General features: G+C 32.7%; 10 protein-coding genes and 1 pseudogene. 3 read left to right on the top strand and 8 right to left on the bottom strand.

What is annotated here, in order from left to right; genetic code table 11:
• Window positions 1–602: 602 nt before the first annotated feature.
• The 8 genes and pseudogenes from H033_RS19800 to H033_RS0107400 form a co-directional block, all read right to left on the bottom strand.
• Window positions 603–839: a VOC family protein gene (locus H033_RS19800; protein WP_196809427.1), complete on the bottom strand. Its 237-nt coding sequence runs from the start codon at window positions 837–839 to the stop codon at window positions 603–605.
• Window positions 840–966: 127 nt separating this feature from the next.
• A pseudogene (locus H033_RS19795) lies at window positions 967–1,185 on the bottom strand (transposase); the annotation flags it as partial.
• 250 nt (window positions 1,186–1,435) lie between these two features.
• Window positions 1,436–3,415 carry a P-loop NTPase fold protein gene (locus H033_RS0107425; RefSeq protein WP_026837734.1) on the bottom strand — a complete coding sequence of 660 codons (1,980 nt, stop codon included), beginning with the start codon at window positions 3,413–3,415 and terminating at the stop codon, window positions 1,436–1,438.
• Between the two features lie 256 nt (window positions 3,416–3,671).
• Entirely contained in the window at window positions 3,672–4,235 is a 564-nt protein-coding gene (locus tag H033_RS20915) for a hypothetical protein (protein WP_155827751.1), read from the bottom strand.
• Window positions 4,236–4,326: 91 nt separating this feature from the next.
• Entirely contained in the window at window positions 4,327–7,350 is a 3,024-nt protein-coding gene (locus tag H033_RS19785) for an Eco57I restriction-modification methylase domain-containing protein (RefSeq protein ID WP_051227834.1), read from the bottom strand.
• Window positions 7,347–7,532: a helix-turn-helix domain-containing protein gene (locus tag H033_RS0107410; protein ID WP_262489304.1), complete on the bottom strand. Its 186-nt coding sequence runs from the start codon at window positions 7,530–7,532 to the stop codon at window positions 7,347–7,349. The genes H033_RS19785 and H033_RS0107410 overlap by 4 nt, the downstream gene beginning before the upstream one ends.
• 527 nt (window positions 7,533–8,059) lie before the next feature.
• A complete protein-coding gene (locus tag H033_RS0107405) occupies window positions 8,060–8,287 on the bottom strand; it encodes a helix-turn-helix domain-containing protein (RefSeq protein ID WP_026837731.1) in 228 nt (75 codons plus the stop codon).
• Between the two features lie 171 nt (window positions 8,288–8,458).
• Window positions 8,459–8,623, bottom strand: a complete 165-nt coding sequence (locus H033_RS0107400) for a hypothetical protein (protein WP_155827749.1) — start codon at window positions 8,621–8,623, stop codon at window positions 8,459–8,461.
• Between the two features lie 388 nt (window positions 8,624–9,011).
• On the opposite strand from H033_RS0107400, the gene H033_RS0107395 reads away from it, so the two are divergent.
• From H033_RS0107395 to H033_RS0107385, 3 genes are all read left to right on the top strand, one after another.
• A complete protein-coding gene (locus H033_RS0107395) occupies window positions 9,012–12,041 on the top strand; it encodes a SusC/RagA family TonB-linked outer membrane protein (protein ID WP_231367573.1) in 3,030 nt (1,009 codons plus the stop codon).
• A 10-nt stretch (window positions 12,042–12,051) separates the two neighbouring features.
• The gene (locus tag H033_RS0107390) at window positions 12,052–13,455 is read left to right on the top strand and encodes a RagB/SusD family nutrient uptake outer membrane protein (protein WP_026837728.1); all 1,404 of its coding nucleotides are present in this window, start codon (window positions 12,052–12,054) and stop codon (window positions 13,453–13,455) included.
• 217 nt (window positions 13,456–13,672) lie between these two features.
• Window positions 13,673–16,402 (top strand): M16 family metallopeptidase, encoded by a 2,730-nt coding sequence (locus H033_RS0107385; protein ID WP_196809426.1) that lies wholly within the window; start codon window positions 13,673–13,675, stop codon window positions 16,400–16,402.
• Window positions 16,403–16,435: the final 33 nt, after the last annotated feature.

Below are 16,435 nucleotides of genomic sequence, written 5' to 3'. Positions count from 1 at the left end.
AAAAAAAGCCCCCACTATTGTGGAGACTTTCTGCTTTAAGTGACCTCGGCTGGATTCAAACCTTCCGCGCAAACCATTGATTTTATTGGGTCTAAAGGATCATATACGCTTATAACTTATCAAATAACTACCATTCATATAAATAGCAACTGATATTAATTGACCTTCATTCTAAGGTAAAGATAGAGTTTAAACTTTAAAAAAGAGCTTGAACTTTTATTTAAAAGGTACATTTATCTCTTTAATTAAGGGAAAATTTTTAAATGGCCCATAGTCTTTGTTCTGTTTCTTACGAAGATTTTCTACACAAGCAAAAATTGATCTAGCACGACCTTGTTCTAATTGCATTTTGCTGAATGAAAACCGTCTAATTTGTCACTAATTTCTCATTTATTATTTGATAATAGATCGTGAGATGAGTATCACAACATTCTACCAATTAAACCTATCTTTTTCATATTCATTAATTATTTAGATTGTTGACAACACAGTATTGGTTAACGCAAAAAGCTAGAGTAGATATGAGTTCTTGTCGGCTTCTGGTTACTAATGCTGGACAAATCGCCCTATTTGCTATACAATTTCTTTTATCCGATGTCTTTTTACTTTTGTGAATGAACCCCAAACATATTACCTTCTGTGTCAGATGCCAAAATCATAAACCCATATTCGCCAAGTGACTGTTTTGACTTAAATATTTTCCCTCCCGCATTTGGAATTTTACTTTCTTCAATAGCACAATCATCACTTCTAAAATAGATTATCGTTGAATTTCGTCCGGCGTCAAATCCATTCGTTTTCACCAATGCACCGCTTGCACCGCCTTCTTCCATTTTCATAGGAAAGGCCAACATTTTCATTTCATCCTTGATGGAGTGTCTACCTTTATTGCTACAAATTTATAGAGTCCATAAAAACTATATTTGAATTATGGCAAAGAAATATGACAATGAGTTCAAGGTTATGAAGACTCGCATACATCTGTTTAAGTCTACCGTTCTCCTCTTTGAGTTGCTTTAGGCGTTTCAGCTCTTTACCACTCATCCCGCCATAGCGCTCTCGCCACTTATAAAAAGCAGCGGTACTAAAACCATGTTCACGGCTAATCTCTGCAGCAGTTTTGCCATTATCAAACTCCTTAAGAATCTTGGCGATCTGTTGTGGGGAAAATTTACTTTTTTTCATACTGTTTAAAATTAAGAATTATTCTACTTTTAAGCAGTTCGGTTTTAAGGGAAGCTTACACAGAGGCACCCGTTATAATGATGTTCTCTTTTCGTTTTATAAAATCAAGACATCCCAAGCGCAGGAACATATCCTTTATTTTCTGTTTTTCAAATGTGTTATTTATCTTTTAGTTGCGTTTAAATTGTTGCTAACATCCGGTACTGTATAGTGTTCTTGCTATTACTTTGGTATCAATGCACTATACAGATTAGGGTAGAGCGTTTTTATATTCTGTTAATCTTGTTTTACATTCATTAATTCTCGGTATTAATTGAGATTGCATAATATTGTTTGACAATACTTTTTCATTCATATCAATATTTGCTATACCACTTTCGATAGCTTCTAAAAAACTTAATTCGTCAGTTAACCTTTCACTAAAGCCTGTGTCCAGGTATCTAATTTTCAACAGTGAAGTAAAGTCCATTATACCTTTTGCATCCCATTTAGGAATTGAGTCTTTTACTAATTCAGCATTAAATTCATGAAAAATAGGTTTATCCGGTGTTCTTATATCAGTATGTTGCGGAAGAAATTCTTTTACTAATGATTCAATATCATTTTCAAATAACTTCTCTAATCTTTCAGCTTCTTTTTTGTCATTCTCCTTTTCTATTTCTTTGATTTTCTCTGATATGAATGCAATAACATTTTGTAAATTCTCTTCTTTAAATTGACCTGAAACCATATTAAGCTGGCTTTTCATCAAGTAACTCAACTGTACTTTATTAAAAAATACAGAAAGACCTTCTTTTAACTTAATTACAATTTCCTCCTTTGTAAATTCAAATAAGTCCACAAACCCTAGTAAATATACTCCCGCATTTAAATAGGATACTAGGTCACCTAACTCTCCTTTTTCAGAATAATTTAAAAGTTTTTCTAATTTCTCTTTGAATTCTTCATTTGTAAATGTCCAATAACCATGCATGAATCGAGCTAAAAGTTCATGTGAAGGGTTTATTTTACCTTCAACTACATTAAAACTGAGTTCTAAATGTTTTAAATATTTTTCAGTATTTATGCTTTTTCCAGCAGTAATTAGATTATATACTTCGGGATAGAATATGTAAGATTCAGATAACCTATTGTAGTATAATTTTTTAAAATTATTTGAATAGCTCCATTCGTCTTCTTTTACCTCTTTTTTATCAGAAGTGCCTGAAAAGTCAAATTGACTAAAATCAATATCTGAAATAGAGGTAGTTTGTTTGTCGAGGTTTTTCCTTTCAATAAAGGAAATATTTTTAGGTTTTCTGAACTCGATAGAAATAGCAAGAATAAATATCCAAATACTTTTTAATTGTTTTTTAGTAAGTTCATCATTAAGCTCTTTTTTATTCTTAACAATTAAAAAAGCATAGTAAAAATGTTCTATTGCGAATTTAAGAGTCCTAATGTTCGAAAAAGATTTCCTTAATTCCACTTTTTCTTTATCATTATCAATTTCAGCCTTTAATGTGCCAAGTAAGAAATCTTTGTTTTTGGCTATATAATCCTTGAAGGAATCTTCATAATTATCCAATATATCATCAAGTATTTCTGAAATATTTGGTGTAAAATGAATGGTCTTTTCAATTGTTTTTTCTTTGAAGGAGATTCCTTCATCTATTTGTTCTTCATTTGCTATAAGTAACACTTTACAACCATTGTTTTCTACTAAATCATTTATGATTCCAAGAAAATCATTTATGTCAATTTTCTTACTCATTCTCTCAATATCATCAAAACATATTAAAAGTTGATTGTGAGGTAAAAGTTTAAAAATATTGTCTCCTGTTCCTGTTATAAGCTTGTCAACGTCTATATATTTTTTTATAATGGGAATTGCATCTGTGAAACTTTTAATATTTTTTGCTATTGTACCAGTAGAGAGGTTTGCATTTTCCCCCTTTTTATCGAAATAGGAAAACAATACCTTTTGAGCAATGTTATTTTTATCAGTTTCACCATACAGAGAGACAATAATTGGTATGAAGTCAGTTTTTTCTTCAATTACTGGGAAAACAGTATTTTTCACATGGTACGTTTTTCCACTTCCCCAGTCACCAGTTAATAGCAACGCTCCAGAAGTTTTCATTTTTAAATGACTTAATATTGCTTCACTAATACTGCTCATTTTTACTTTAATTTTTCTACTGTTTTCTTTACTCTTCTTTCTATTAAAGAGACTTTTTAACCAATTCATTTAAGTCTAAATTTGATTTTTTGCAATGCCTTACAACAATCTTGGTTCACAAGAAACGGGGAATAGGGACGCCTCGTTGTCAGTTTTGATACTTAGTATCTAAATATTAATTTTTCCTCAAATGCTCTTCATTTGTGATAGGCTATATTGTACACTAACGTTTTCTCTACTCAATCTTGCTAGAGTTGGGAAAACATACTCTTAGGCAATTTTTGGCGTATCGTTGGCTGATGCAAATTGCAAATGTGTACAGCTCTTAGCGTTTGATATTTCCGCTAACATCAAGCATAAGATGATAAATTTTAAATCCATAATTATCAATATCCTCGTGTGTCGAAGAATAATGATATTCAAAATCGTCAAAATACTTTTCGTTAGTTAAAAGTTTCGTTGTCTTAATTTGTCCGAACGAAGACTTCAAAAGCGAATTAATATCAATGATATTTTGGTGGATGTCCATTTGTTCTACAATAAAACCAATTATTCCATTCACCCTGAAATGAGAGGTGTACTCTTTATCGGTAAATCTTCTAATACCGTTTTTAATGTATTTAGCATTTAATCCACTAGTCCCTGTTACATATTTGTTATCCAAAACTTTACATTCTATAGAATAGTAAGCTTCTGTTTTGTATACGTCATTAGGCGATTGAATTTTAATGTCTGGTCTTTTTATATTCTTTTCCGGAACTTCTGGGTTGAAGAAATAGTTAAGATTTAAATTCTCTTTAATTAGATTATTATTGAGATAATCGTTTACTAGAACGTCACGTATTAAATTTTCATCTTTTGGTAATGGAATTTTTGAGTCAACTATCATTGAATAGCATACACTAATCTTATGCATAATATATTCAAAATTCGCATCGTAAAATGGAACTGAACCTTTGAAGTTGGATGCATCAAGACTATTAAACATTGATTGTAGTATGTTTTCCGGCAATTATTATTGCATCCCTAAATTCATTTACATCCAAATGTGCTATCGCTTTGTGCCATAGTCTTTTTTCATTAGGCTTTACTATATAAAATCCGTCATTTTCAAAACCTCTAACATCTTTTTGAATGAATAGTTTATCCGTAATTTTTTCAACACCTAATGCAGATAGTAGTTCTAGAATAGTTGAATTTTCTTGTGTTGATTGAGATTTGTTATTTACATCTGAATTGATAGGTACTAATTTGAAGAACAAACCAATTAATTGTTTAGTGTACTTTATTTCGACCACTAATTGTTGGTTGATTCTCTTATATATTTCGTTAAAGCTATTAAAGAATAATTCTATATATGAGGATAAAGTTTTACTATCAATATCTATCGGTTTAAGATTGTTTTCAAAACCATTATGTTTCATAATTGAAGGAATTGAAACATTAGTTGCATAATCTAAAAGGTCTTTCTCCTGTTTAGAGAATGAAAATGCTGATAAAACTGTTCTATCAAGTTTGTTTTTTTCGGATTCCAGTTGATTGGATAAATTTAAATCCAATAAAATTTCATTGGAATGTATTTTATTCATTATTAATGATAATTCCGTAACCACATTGGAAATTTCTTTTTTGTCAACGAATGGAATATTGAATTTCTCAACATCGTGTGATTCTTCTCGCTCGATACCTAAAGAACTAAATGTTTGAAGTCCAAAATAGGAAAAGAATGAAGAGTTGAGAATACCACAAATTGATTTTAATTGTTTGACATTATCCTTGAGGCTTTTTATAGCTGTTAAAGAACTTTTAAATACAGCGTCTGTCTCGCTTAATGCCGAAACTGAACGAAACAATGTGTCTGTTCCTCCTGTTATAAGTAAAAATGGTGCTTGATACAATTTTTCGTTTCGAGGTCTATGTATGGTTTCATAATCCCAGGTATTTTGGATATTTGGATTCAGCCAAAAGGGTTCAATGTCTTTTCGAGTATCAATAAATGGTTTGCCGATTAGGTGTTTAGAATCGTTTTTGTCTCCACCACCAATCATAGCACCTTGACCAATAAGAAATTCATCTTCGTCACTTATCAAATCTTTAAGTAATGGAAAATTGTCTTTATTGGATAACCTTTTAATTAAATTAAAATCTAAATAAGTTCCATAAACGAGTACTTTCCATAAATAGTCATATTCTTTAAGTTGTTTTTGCGAAACTTTTTTGTAATCCGCTCTTTGTATGGTAAAAACTTTAAATAAGGTAAAGAAGCGACTTGGTTTAAGAGTTATGTGTTCAACAATATTTTCATCATTATTGCTTTGACTCGTATAATCATAGAATAGGACAGAAGCAGGTGCTATCGCTTTGTCATTAGAGTTATTAAATACTTCTCTGCGAACAGGTGCTAATTCAAACACTTTTCTTAAAGTAAAGCATTCTAAAAAGTATTTTCTAAAGTCTTTTGCGTTTTGATTATATAGAATTTTACTTGTTACAATTAATCCAATGTTGGTATTTGTAGATGCAAAATCGCTTGTACGTAGAACAAAAGCTTGTGCTATTTCCTTATTACTTATCTTTATTTCGTTTTCGAAAAGTCCTTTTTCTCTTTTTTGTCTATTCTCAATGTATTTTACGTAAAGTGGTTTTTTCTCTTCTCCTTTTCCTCTCTTCCAAGGTGGATTTCCTAGAATAAATGAAAATTCTTTTTTCTTTAAAACTTGATTAAATTCTGATTCTGTATCAAAAAAGTCAGACACAAAAAAGTTTCGCTTTTCTAACTGTGGAAATTTAAAATTTTCAATATCAGAAGGATTTTGGTAATCAAGTAAAGTCAAATAAATTGAGAATATAGCAACATTTATAGCACTTTTATCTTTATCAACTCCAAAGATATTATCTGAAGCTAATTTCTTTAAATCCTCTTTATATTGGTCTATGTTAGTTGTATAGTCAGGATTTTTTGCCTGATACTTTTCGATAATTTTTCTTAAAGTTTCAACTAAAAAAATACCTGAACCACAAGCTGGGTCTAAAACTTTACAATCATAACCTTTGTAATTGGCGAATTTTTTTTCTACAGTTTCTGCTAAAATATAATCTACTAAAAATAAAGGTGTATAATATGCACCTTGTTTTTCTTGTTCATCGACTCCAATAAATAGTTCATAAACATTACTTATAAATTCTACTGGAATAATTGAAAAATCATAAAGATTAAATAACGATTTTTGCCCTGTCCTTACATTACCGCCAGAAAGTAGTTCGATTAATGTTGTAAGGCACTCGCTAGGAATTGATTCAATATCAGTTTTAGATAAAGGAAATAAGTCTCCGTTAAATTTATCTTTCAGGTATTTGAAGAATTTTTGTACTTGATTTTTGTCTGATAATATTGAGCAAAATTCTGAATTAGTCCAAATTCGTGATTTACCTTTCTTTTCAAAATCTAGTTTAATTTTTCTGTCAATGATATATCTTACAAAGATAATCTTCCCGATTAATGAGTTTGCGTGTTCAGAAGATAAAGATTGAGATATGAGAATATCTCTGACGGATTTTATGTTATTTAATAAATGAAAATCAATTCTGTGTTTCGAATCAAAATCAGATTGATATTTTTCCCAAGTCTTACCAGTTACTAATTCGAAATACTTGAAGTCATTTAACTTATCTTCATTACCAAATAGTTTAAGAGTTTCTTTATTTGATAGGTATTCAAATCCATTGTAAATTTCAATTGCATTTTCCTCTAAAATAATAACAATAGGTGTCTCATTAAAATTCCAAATTTCTTTAAGCTTTGTTTTTTTTTGAATTCCTAAATTTTCGAAAAACAGAATAAATGGTTTATTGTCAAGACAGAATACTGCATCCGGTTGAATGACATTTTTTAGAAGTCTTTCTACTCTATTAGAGAATAGTTGGCTCCTATCTTCATTAGCGAGATATAAACCTTTTTCTTTGGTTAAATTTAACTTGTCGAATATTTGATTTAGATGTCTCAACTCGCTTTTTCAGATTTTGTGCTATATATTAAATTGCGAGCGTCAACTTTTAGAACTTCCGCAGTTTCTTTTAAAGTTTCAAGTGATGATTGTCGTGAATTCTTGCACCACAAGGAAATTGTAGAATGATTTTTATTTAATTTTTCAGCTAACCATTTGTTTTTCAAATTTAGTTTAGCCAAGACAACACGAATTCTATTAAGCTCCTCATTTGCCCAAAAATTAGGATTTCAGACAAATATATTCAGATTTTAGTTCATTTTCAATCTTTCGGTTCAGTTTAATTTGAGCATCAAACTAATACCGTCTTTTATTTTTGGTGTTGGATATTTAGCCTAGGCAAAAACCAATAGTCCTAAAATACTTGGTTGTAAAAGTATATTGGTATTATTTACAAACCCATATTAGTTTAAGCTTTTTTCAGATCAAGATCATTACGATTTGAATTTCACTAAAAGACAGTTATTAACATTCAGGTTAAAGGTAAAAAACAGATTTGGTCTTTGAGCCTTAAATAAGTTTTTTGTAGAGATTAAATATGATGTTAAAAACAATAAAATTCAAAATATGGTGAATTTTATTCCTGGGGAAAAACTGGATTTGTATAAAGATTTATCGAAAGTAAATAATTAAAGAGTATCTTGATTATTAATTGAAATATTTCGAAATCAATTAAAAGCAGTTAATATTGAACCTCTTATTTATTAAATTAAAAATCAAATAATTCTTTTGGCATTATATCCAATCCTTTAGAAAGCTCTAAGACTGTAGTTAATTGAATATTGTGTTGACCCTTTTCAATTTTACTAATATAGCTATAGTCTAAATCACATCTCTGCGCCATCTGTCTATAGGATAAGTTTTTGAATACGCGTAATTTTTTAAGCTTTCCACCAAATCTAATTAGGAATTCCTCATTCGATAATTCAGTATTCATATAAAGTTGCTTTCATAAGCAATCTCAAAAATTTTAACATAATTATTGTGGTATAATGTTACCACAATAGAAAAAATTTTATATATTTGATTCATAATTAATATATTGCGATTCTTTTAATACAATATTAGAAGCATTCGCTTTCAGTCTCGCATCAGAAAACTGGTAATTTTAAGGAACGAGATGATAAGCAAGATGTTCACGACCCGGGGCGTGAGCTCTCTTATTTGTTCCAAGGTATACCAGTACCGCTGATGCAATAAGTTGAGTTTCATGCCCTTTTTGTATTCTGGCAATTTCTCTTCTTATACATTCTAAAGCGGTTATTTCTTCCATATAATTTAAGTCTTGCATTTAATTAACTATCCCTACATCCTAATTTTAGGTCAAAGTGGCCGCCATTTCTTTGTGGAGTGTATTTTAATAAGCTTGTTTAACGGGAACAAGAAAAATTTAATAATCCCGTGGGTTACTGTTGCATTCCCTAAAAAATACAACCGTAGTTGGGTGGGATAAGCCTATATCTTATAACGAGACCTAAAGGCTTGGGTTAATAGTTAGGGGTAGCTAAAAATAGTCAGAATTTGTTTTAGCCTAATTAATTAAAAATGAAAATCTATGAAGAAAGAAAAATGAAAAATCCGTTTTAGCGGGTAAAAGCAAAAAGCCTTCCCTTAAGTAAGATTGGCGTCGAACAGGGAAGGCTATAGCTTAAATAAAACCAATGTTTCATTTAACACATTACAATATTATGGAAAATAAGTACACGCGCCTTAAGTGGTTGGCGTTAATTATTATTGCTGGATTTTTCTTTTTTCTAGCACAAGCTGCCTTTGCAGGCAATAAATCTTTATTAATCACATCGCTTCCTCAACAGCAAATTACAGGGAAAGTGACAGATAAAGATGGGATCCCACTAATTGGAGTTACTGTTATGGTAAAGGGATCCAATACTGGTACCATTACTAATCTGGAAGGAATCTATAATCTTCCTGTTGCAGAGAAAAGCACCTTGGTATTTTCTTATATAGGCTATAAAACTTTGGAAGTGCCTTTCAATGGAGATATGGAGATCGATGTACAACTTGAGGAAAATATAACATCTCTAGGAGAAGTAGAAATAAATGCAGGGTATTATACTACAACCGAGCGAGAAAGCACGGGAAATATCTCTAGGGTAACGGCGGAAGAAATAGAATTACAACCTGTAATAAGTCCATTACAAGCTTTACAGGGTAGAATGGCGGGAGTGGAGATTGTTCCCGGCGGTAATCAACCCGGAATGGCTCCCACCATACGAATAAGAGGTAGGAACAGTTTGCGTGAGGACGGGAACTTCCCCCTTTACATAATTAATGGCGTACCCATTAACTCCACTCCAATAGAAAGCAATAGTTTATTGGGGAACACAGGTATAGATCCGTTAAATACCTTAAACCTATCAAACATTGAAAGTATTGAAGTATTGAAGGATGCCGATGCTACTGCTATTTATGGATCCCGTGGAGCCAATGGCGTAGTATTAATTACAACCAAAAAAGGTGAAAATCAAAAAACTGGTCTGGAAGCACGAGTATATACTGGTGTCGCTACAGTTCCCAATCGGCTTGAACTGTTAAATACTGAGCAGTACTTACAACTTCGCAAGCAAGCTTTTATAAATGATGGTGTAGAGCCAGACCAGTACAATGCTTATGATTTGGTTCTATGGGATCAAAATAAATATACAGACTGGCAAGATTTCTTTTTTGGTGGTACTTCTTCTATAACAGATGTAAACTTGACCACTACTCAGGGTGATGAAAATACTTCATATCGTCTTAGTGGTTCTTATCATAAACAAGGTTCTGTATTTCCGGGGGATTTCAATTATCAAAAAGCAACCGCAAGTATTTCTATTAACCATACCTCTAAGGATAAAAAATGGAACTTAAATTTTTCAACTAATTATGGGGTAGATATCAGCAATATAGTAGGAAATGTTGATTTAACTTTTAGTGCATTGCGGTTACCACCAAACGCTCCCTCAATTTTTAACGAGGATGGAAGTCTAAACTGGACGGATTGGTCAGAAGCAGGCTTAGATAATCCTTTGCAGGGATTTTTTAATACTAGTAAGACCCAAGCGAATAACCTAATTTCTAGTCTTGGGGTATCTTACGAAATTTTGCCGGGACTCGATTTTAAAACCAATCTCGGATATACCTATTTTAATAGCGAAGAACTTGTAAAAAGGCCTAAAAGATCTTATAACCCTGCAATTTCGGAAAGTATAAACCATGGGTCTTCACATCTTGATATCGACAGAAGCTCCTGGATTTTAGAACCACAACTAAATTATTCTGGAAGTTTCGGGAAAGCCGAGGTAAATACACTGGTGGGTGGCACAATTCAGGAAAGTAAGTATTCTCAACTTGGATTACAAGGTCAAGGATATGTTTCAGAAACTCTTATTGGAAATTTAAGTGCAGCCGAATCTATACTTAATGCTTCCCATCAAAACACAGAATATAGATATGCTGCCATTTTTGCAAGGTTGGGATTTAACTGGGATAAAAAATATTTTCTAAATCTCACAGTTAGGAGAGATGGTTCCTCACGTTTTGGTCCTGGTAAGCAATTCGCCAATTTTGGAGCTATAGGTGCTGCCTGGATATTTACAGAAGAAACATTTCTAAAAAAAGAGAATTCTTTCTTAAGTTTTGGAAAGCTACGGGGAAGTTACGGCACTACCGGTAATGATCAAATTGGAGATTATGGTTTTCTAGATGCCTATGAAGCAACTCCTGGTCCCGGTGGCTTATATCCCACTCAGCTTGCTAACGCTAACTATTCCTGGGAAGTAAATAAAAAGCTGGAAGCTGGAATAGATTTAAGCTTTTTAAAAGACCGTATTGATTTAGGGGCGAGTTGGTATCTTAATCGATCGTCTAATCAACTGGTTGGTTTTGTTCTTCCTTCCATCACTGGATTTACCACTATTCAGGCCAACTTGCCGGCCACGGTAGAGAATACAGGTTTGGAGCTGGAATTGTCTACTGTTAATATTCGCTCTAAAAATATTAACTGGCAAACCTTCCTCAATATTACGATACCTAAAAATAAGTTGGTGAGTTATCCTGGGATAGAACAATCTTCCTACGCGAACATTTATAAGGTAGGCCAACCGTTAAATATTTCATTACTGTACCAATATGAAGGGATAGATCCTGAAACTGGATATTACAGTGTAGCAGATATTAATGAAGATGAAAGATTTGATTTTGAAGATCGGGTAGTTATACAAGATTTAGGCAGGGATTTTTACGGCGGCATAACTAATAATATCAGCTACAAGAATTTCTCATTACAGTTTTTATTTGATTTTGTAAAGCAAGAGGGCACTTTCGCTCTTTTTAATGCAGGAGATTTGAGTAATCAACGGGCAGAGACTTTTCAGGCCTTAGATAACAATAGTAGATTTCAGCAAATTTCAGCATCCAGCGAGGCATTCAATGCTTACTCTAGGGTTTTGACAAGCACTTTCCCTGTTGTAGATGCTTCTTTCCTTCGTTTAAGAACTCTTTCTCTTGCCTACTCATTGCCTTCTAAAGTACTAGGACGATTACCATTTAATAATGGAAAAATTTTTCTTAACGGGCAAAATTTATACACGCTCACAAAGTATAAAGGCTTAGATCCGGAGATCCCTTTTGATGGGACTTCTTTTGCCGGACTAAGAACAATAACTGCAGGCTTGGAAATTCAATTTTAAATCAAAACAAATGAAAACATTATATAAAATAAAACAAGTATTAGTGTTGTTACTCTTCGGTTTTTTAACATCCTGTGAGGATTTTTTAGAGATCGAAACACCGGATAACAAAATAACCAGTGAAGTTGTTTTTGACAATGACGAAACGGCCATAAGTGCCATGACCGGTATCTATAACCAACTGTTCAATTCTCCCTTTAGCAGTGGAGGACACACTAGTGTAACGGTTCTTGCAGGTTTGTCTGCTGATGCTCTTGAGCCAATTCGTACGACAAATCTTTCCTATATGGAATTTGAACAACATGAAATTTTACCTGATAATAATAGGAATTTAAATTTATGGTCAAGCGCTTATAATATAATTTATCTCACCAATTCTCTTATAGAAGGGCTTTCAGATTCCGAGAATATTTCCGAGAATCTTCGCTTTAAACTTGAAGGAGAAGCCAAGTTTGTTCGGGCATTTACATATTTCTATCTGGTTAATTTGTATGGTGATGTACCATTAATTTTGAGCACAGATTATCAGGATAATTCTTTGGCTTCTCGTAATTCAGAATCGGAAATATATATGCAAATTATCGGCGATCTTCAAGCAGCAGTTGAAATTCTAAGTAGCGGCTATGATCAAGGAGAGCGAACTCAGGTAAATCAAACTGCTGCTATAGCACTACTGGCTAGGGTAAACCTTTATCTTAAAAATTGGGAGCAGGCAGAAAGTTTAAGCAGTCAGGTTATCTCCCAAAGTAATACCTATGAAATTTTAGAGAATTTAGACAAGGTTTTTTTAGCAAATAGTATGGAAGCTATTTGGCAACTTTCTCCAAAAGGATCAGGAAGTGTTTTAACTAACACCAATGATGGTGCAAGTTTTCTAATCCATCCATTTTTTTCTTTTCTGGCAAATTTAAAAATAGAACACGCTTTTGTTTTCTCTATTAACGAAAATGATTTAAGGGTTCAAAATTGGATAGGATTTCATCTGGGTTTAGAGGTTTATTATGCAAATAAATATAAAATTCAAAATAGTACAGAGCCTATAACAGAGTATTCTATGGTGCTGCGTCTTGCGGAACAATACCTTATTAGGGCAGAGGCCAGAGCGATGCAGGAAAATTTACAAGGAGCAATAGCTGACCTCGATGTGATAAGAAAAAGGGCAGGACTAGATCTTTTATCCGAAATCAACCCTACAATTACTAAAGAAAATTTGTTAGATAAAATCCTAGAAGAGCGAAGAAAGGAATTATTTACAGAATGGGGGCATCGCTGGCTTGATTTAAAACGTACAGGAAAGGCTGGCGAAATCTTAGGAGCCGGTGACCCACTATGGCAGGAAACAGATGTTTTGTATCCAATTCCTGCAGCTGAGTTAATGACAAATCCAAATCTTACCCAAAATAATGGTTATTAAAATGAAAAAACATATATATATCTCAACCTTTTGCGTCATAGCCATTTTAATTATTCTGTTTACCAGTAGTTGTAAATTTCGGGCATCAGCTAATTATGATAGAATTAATGAAAGTACACCCCCCGTTGAATTGGATAGTACTATTAGATATGGACGTCTCGCAAATGGTTTCACCTATTTCATAAAGGCCCTTCCCGAGCCCCAAACCAAATTGTATATGAGATTTTACCATAGAGCAGGATCTAATCAGGAGGATTCGGATCAGTTTGATGTCGCACACGGTTTGGAGCATTTGGCATTTAAGGCCACCAAACATTTTCCAAATGGAATAGGTCAAAGTGAATCGATAAATAAATTAGGAATCAATGTATACGACATGCTAGCATTTAGCGGACAGACTACAGAATATTATTTTGACGCACCCCCCAAAAGTAAAGAAGCTTTGGGAACAGCCTTTTTATTTTTTAAAGATATCGCCAATGGCCTTAATTTGAATAATGAAGCTATAAATAGCGTAAAAGGAGAATTAAAACAGGAATTTCTTATGAGAGAAGGGGATAATCTTAATAAACACAATGCCAATAGTAAGTTAGAGGCTAGTTATTTTCCTTGCCAGCAGGATGAATCAAATTATTTGGAAAGTATAGGAACTCAAACTCCAGAAGGATTTAGACGCTTTTATAGAGATTGGTATCGTCCAGATTTATTAGCCTTAAGTATCGTTGGGAATATTGAAGATATGGATAGACTGGAAAAACAAATAAAAAGTACATTCTCAGACCTCGAATCACCAGAGAATTCAAAAAAAATAATGAATTGTGATTCATTGTTTGCCAGTCGTGCTCCTCAGTTCTCAATTATAAAACGAACTCCAGTTGAATCGAAGATATTCCCTGATACAAAAGTGAGTTTAGATATTATTTTTCGAGACCCCATTACGATGAAAAACCTTAATAATATAAATGGAATTAAGAGATTAATTCTTTTGAAAATGTTGAGAGGAATTACGAGTGAGCGTTTGAGCGAAATTTCAACTACCTATAGTTCTTTCTCTGCAGGGATTCGAGACACTTACGAATTAGATAACCTGCCATCAACGATGAAAATTAGAGCAACCTTGGAGAGATCCATTGGAGAGAAACAAGCCATTCAAAAAATTATACGTGTAATATTAGAACTCCAAAAGTACGGAATTTCTGGCGCTGAATGGGACATTTTGAAGCAGAAGCACATACAATACTTGCAAAACAAAGATGAAAATAATGCTGACTATTGGATAAAAGAAATTAAAAATTTCTATATAAAAGGCGAAGCGCTTCCAGATGATAAAAACGCAGTACTTAAGGAATGGCTATCACGCTTATCATTGTCAGAATTTAATGATTTTGGGAGCGAATTTTTTTCCAAAAAACCAGAAGACATAGGAATTATTGCTCCTAGCGGCCATCAAGCTTTATCATTAACAGAAAAAGAAGTGCGTTCTTGGGTTAAAGAAGCATATCAAAAAGACGTGAAACCATATGAGAAGCCTATAATTCCTGAAGCTCTAATGAGTTCGAAGGACGTAAAGAAATTTGAGGAACCAGAAATTACAAAAGATAGTTTTTCCAAAACAGGAGTGCGAGAAATTATATTAAATAATGGAGTTAAACTAGTTTTTAAGCAAATTAATGAAGCAGTTGGATTAGATAAGGATAATATTAGAATTCATGGGTATGCTTTAAAAGGAACTAATTGCTTTCCCGAAGAACAATTCTTTTCTGCGGCAAATGCTCCTAGTATTATTAGCTATTCAGGACTAAATGAAATGAAAAGGTTTGAGATAGACAGGTTTCTCGAGAAAAACAATATGCTATCGGGAGTTGTTTCAACTTATATAGATATGGATGAAGTGGGAATTCAGGGTAGTACAAACTTATACAATCTAGAAATTATTCTGCAATTAATTTATCTCCATTTTACAAGCGCAAATATAGATAAAGAAGCTTTTGAAGATTGGAAGCTAATGAAATACAAAACTCACAAGCATCAATCCAATCGTGAGTTTCAAAATGCTATTCGAAAAAGTACTGGAGATTTCTCTTTTGTGGGTGATTTGCTCGGTAAGAAAAGTTTGAAAGAGGGAGATGAATTTTTTAAAGGTATTGAGAAAACAAATTTAGATCAAGCCCATGAGATATTTAAAAAACTTTTTGGCAATGCCAAAGATTTCACCTTCGTAATTAGTGGTGATTTTCAAATAGAAACTGTATTGCCATTGGCAAGTAAATATTTAGGTAATTTAACCAATTCGTCCTCTCCACTATTCTGCTCTTCTTCTTTTTCTTCTTCTTCTAAGAAAGAAAAATTGTTTCTATATGAAGCCCCTAAATATCAGGAAATCGTTGCTCCGAGAAATGAAAAATTAAATTATATGAAGTACCATATAATCTTCATTCAAACAGCGCCAATTCTTTTAGACTGGAAGGAGCAATTAAGAGTGGAGGCATTAGGCTGGATCACCACTGAAAAAGCCTGGAGATTAAGATTCGAAATGGGACTTGAGCTATATGATGTGAGAGTATCGGGAGCGTTCAATAAAAAATTGAACCGTTATGAAATAAGCAGCACATTTGAATGTGTTCCAGAAGAATTTAATATAATAAGAGAGGAATTAAGTAAGGTGATATCAGAAATGAAATCAGGGCAAATCACAGAGGGAATTTTTCAAAAGGGAATGTTTGCTATGCATCTTTTTTACGATTTAAATAAACGAGGAGGTAAACACCTTCCACAACATCAAAACTTATATGCACATTATAGATATGGTCAGCCTTTAACGGATCCTGTAGAAGTTGAAGAGTTTGTAAATTCACTTACTGTAGAAGATATCGTTAAAACAGCAAATAAATATTTCAAGGACGATAACTTGTATGAATTTGTGATGAGGGATAAGGATTTTAAATAATAAAGAAAATCACACCGGATTTCTCCGGTGTGA

The sequence above is a fragment of the Gillisia sp. JM1 genome, assembly GCF_000424645.1.
GTDB lineage: Bacteria > Bacteroidota > Bacteroidia > Flavobacteriales > Flavobacteriaceae > Gillisia.
The sequence above is the reverse complement of the archived record's forward strand: the minus strand, read 5'-3'. Positions and strand labels throughout refer to the sequence as shown.

What these genes read in the sequence shown, in the direction of transcription:
- H033_RS20915 (WP_155827751.1), bottom strand. Translation starts at nt 4,235, where the DNA reads ATGATAGTTGACTCAAAAATTCCATTACCAAAAGATGAAAATTTAATA.
- H033_RS0107390 (WP_026837728.1), top strand. Translation starts at nt 12,052, where the DNA reads ATGAAAACATTATATAAAATAAAACAAGTATTAGTGTTGTTACTCTTC.
- H033_RS0107405 (WP_026837731.1), bottom strand. Translation starts at nt 8,287, where the DNA reads ATGAATACTGAATTATCGAATGAGGAATTCCTAATTAGATTTGGTGGA.
- H033_RS0107425 (WP_026837734.1), bottom strand. Translation starts at nt 3,415, where the DNA reads ATGAATTGGTTAAAAAGTCTCTTTAATAGAAAGAAGAGTAAAGAAAAC.
- H033_RS0107395 (WP_231367573.1), top strand. Translation starts at nt 9,012, where the DNA reads ATGTTTCATTTAACACATTACAATATTATGGAAAATAAGTACACGCGC.
- H033_RS19800 (WP_196809427.1), bottom strand. Translation starts at nt 839, where the DNA reads ATGAAAATGGAAGAAGGCGGTGCAAGCGGTGCATTGGTGAAAACGAAT.
- H033_RS0107385 (WP_196809426.1), top strand. Translation starts at nt 13,673, where the DNA reads ATGAGATTTTACCATAGAGCAGGATCTAATCAGGAGGATTCGGATCAG.
- H033_RS0107400 (WP_155827749.1), bottom strand. Translation starts at nt 8,623, where the DNA reads ATGGAAGAAATAACCGCTTTAGAATGTATAAGAAGAGAAATTGCCAGA.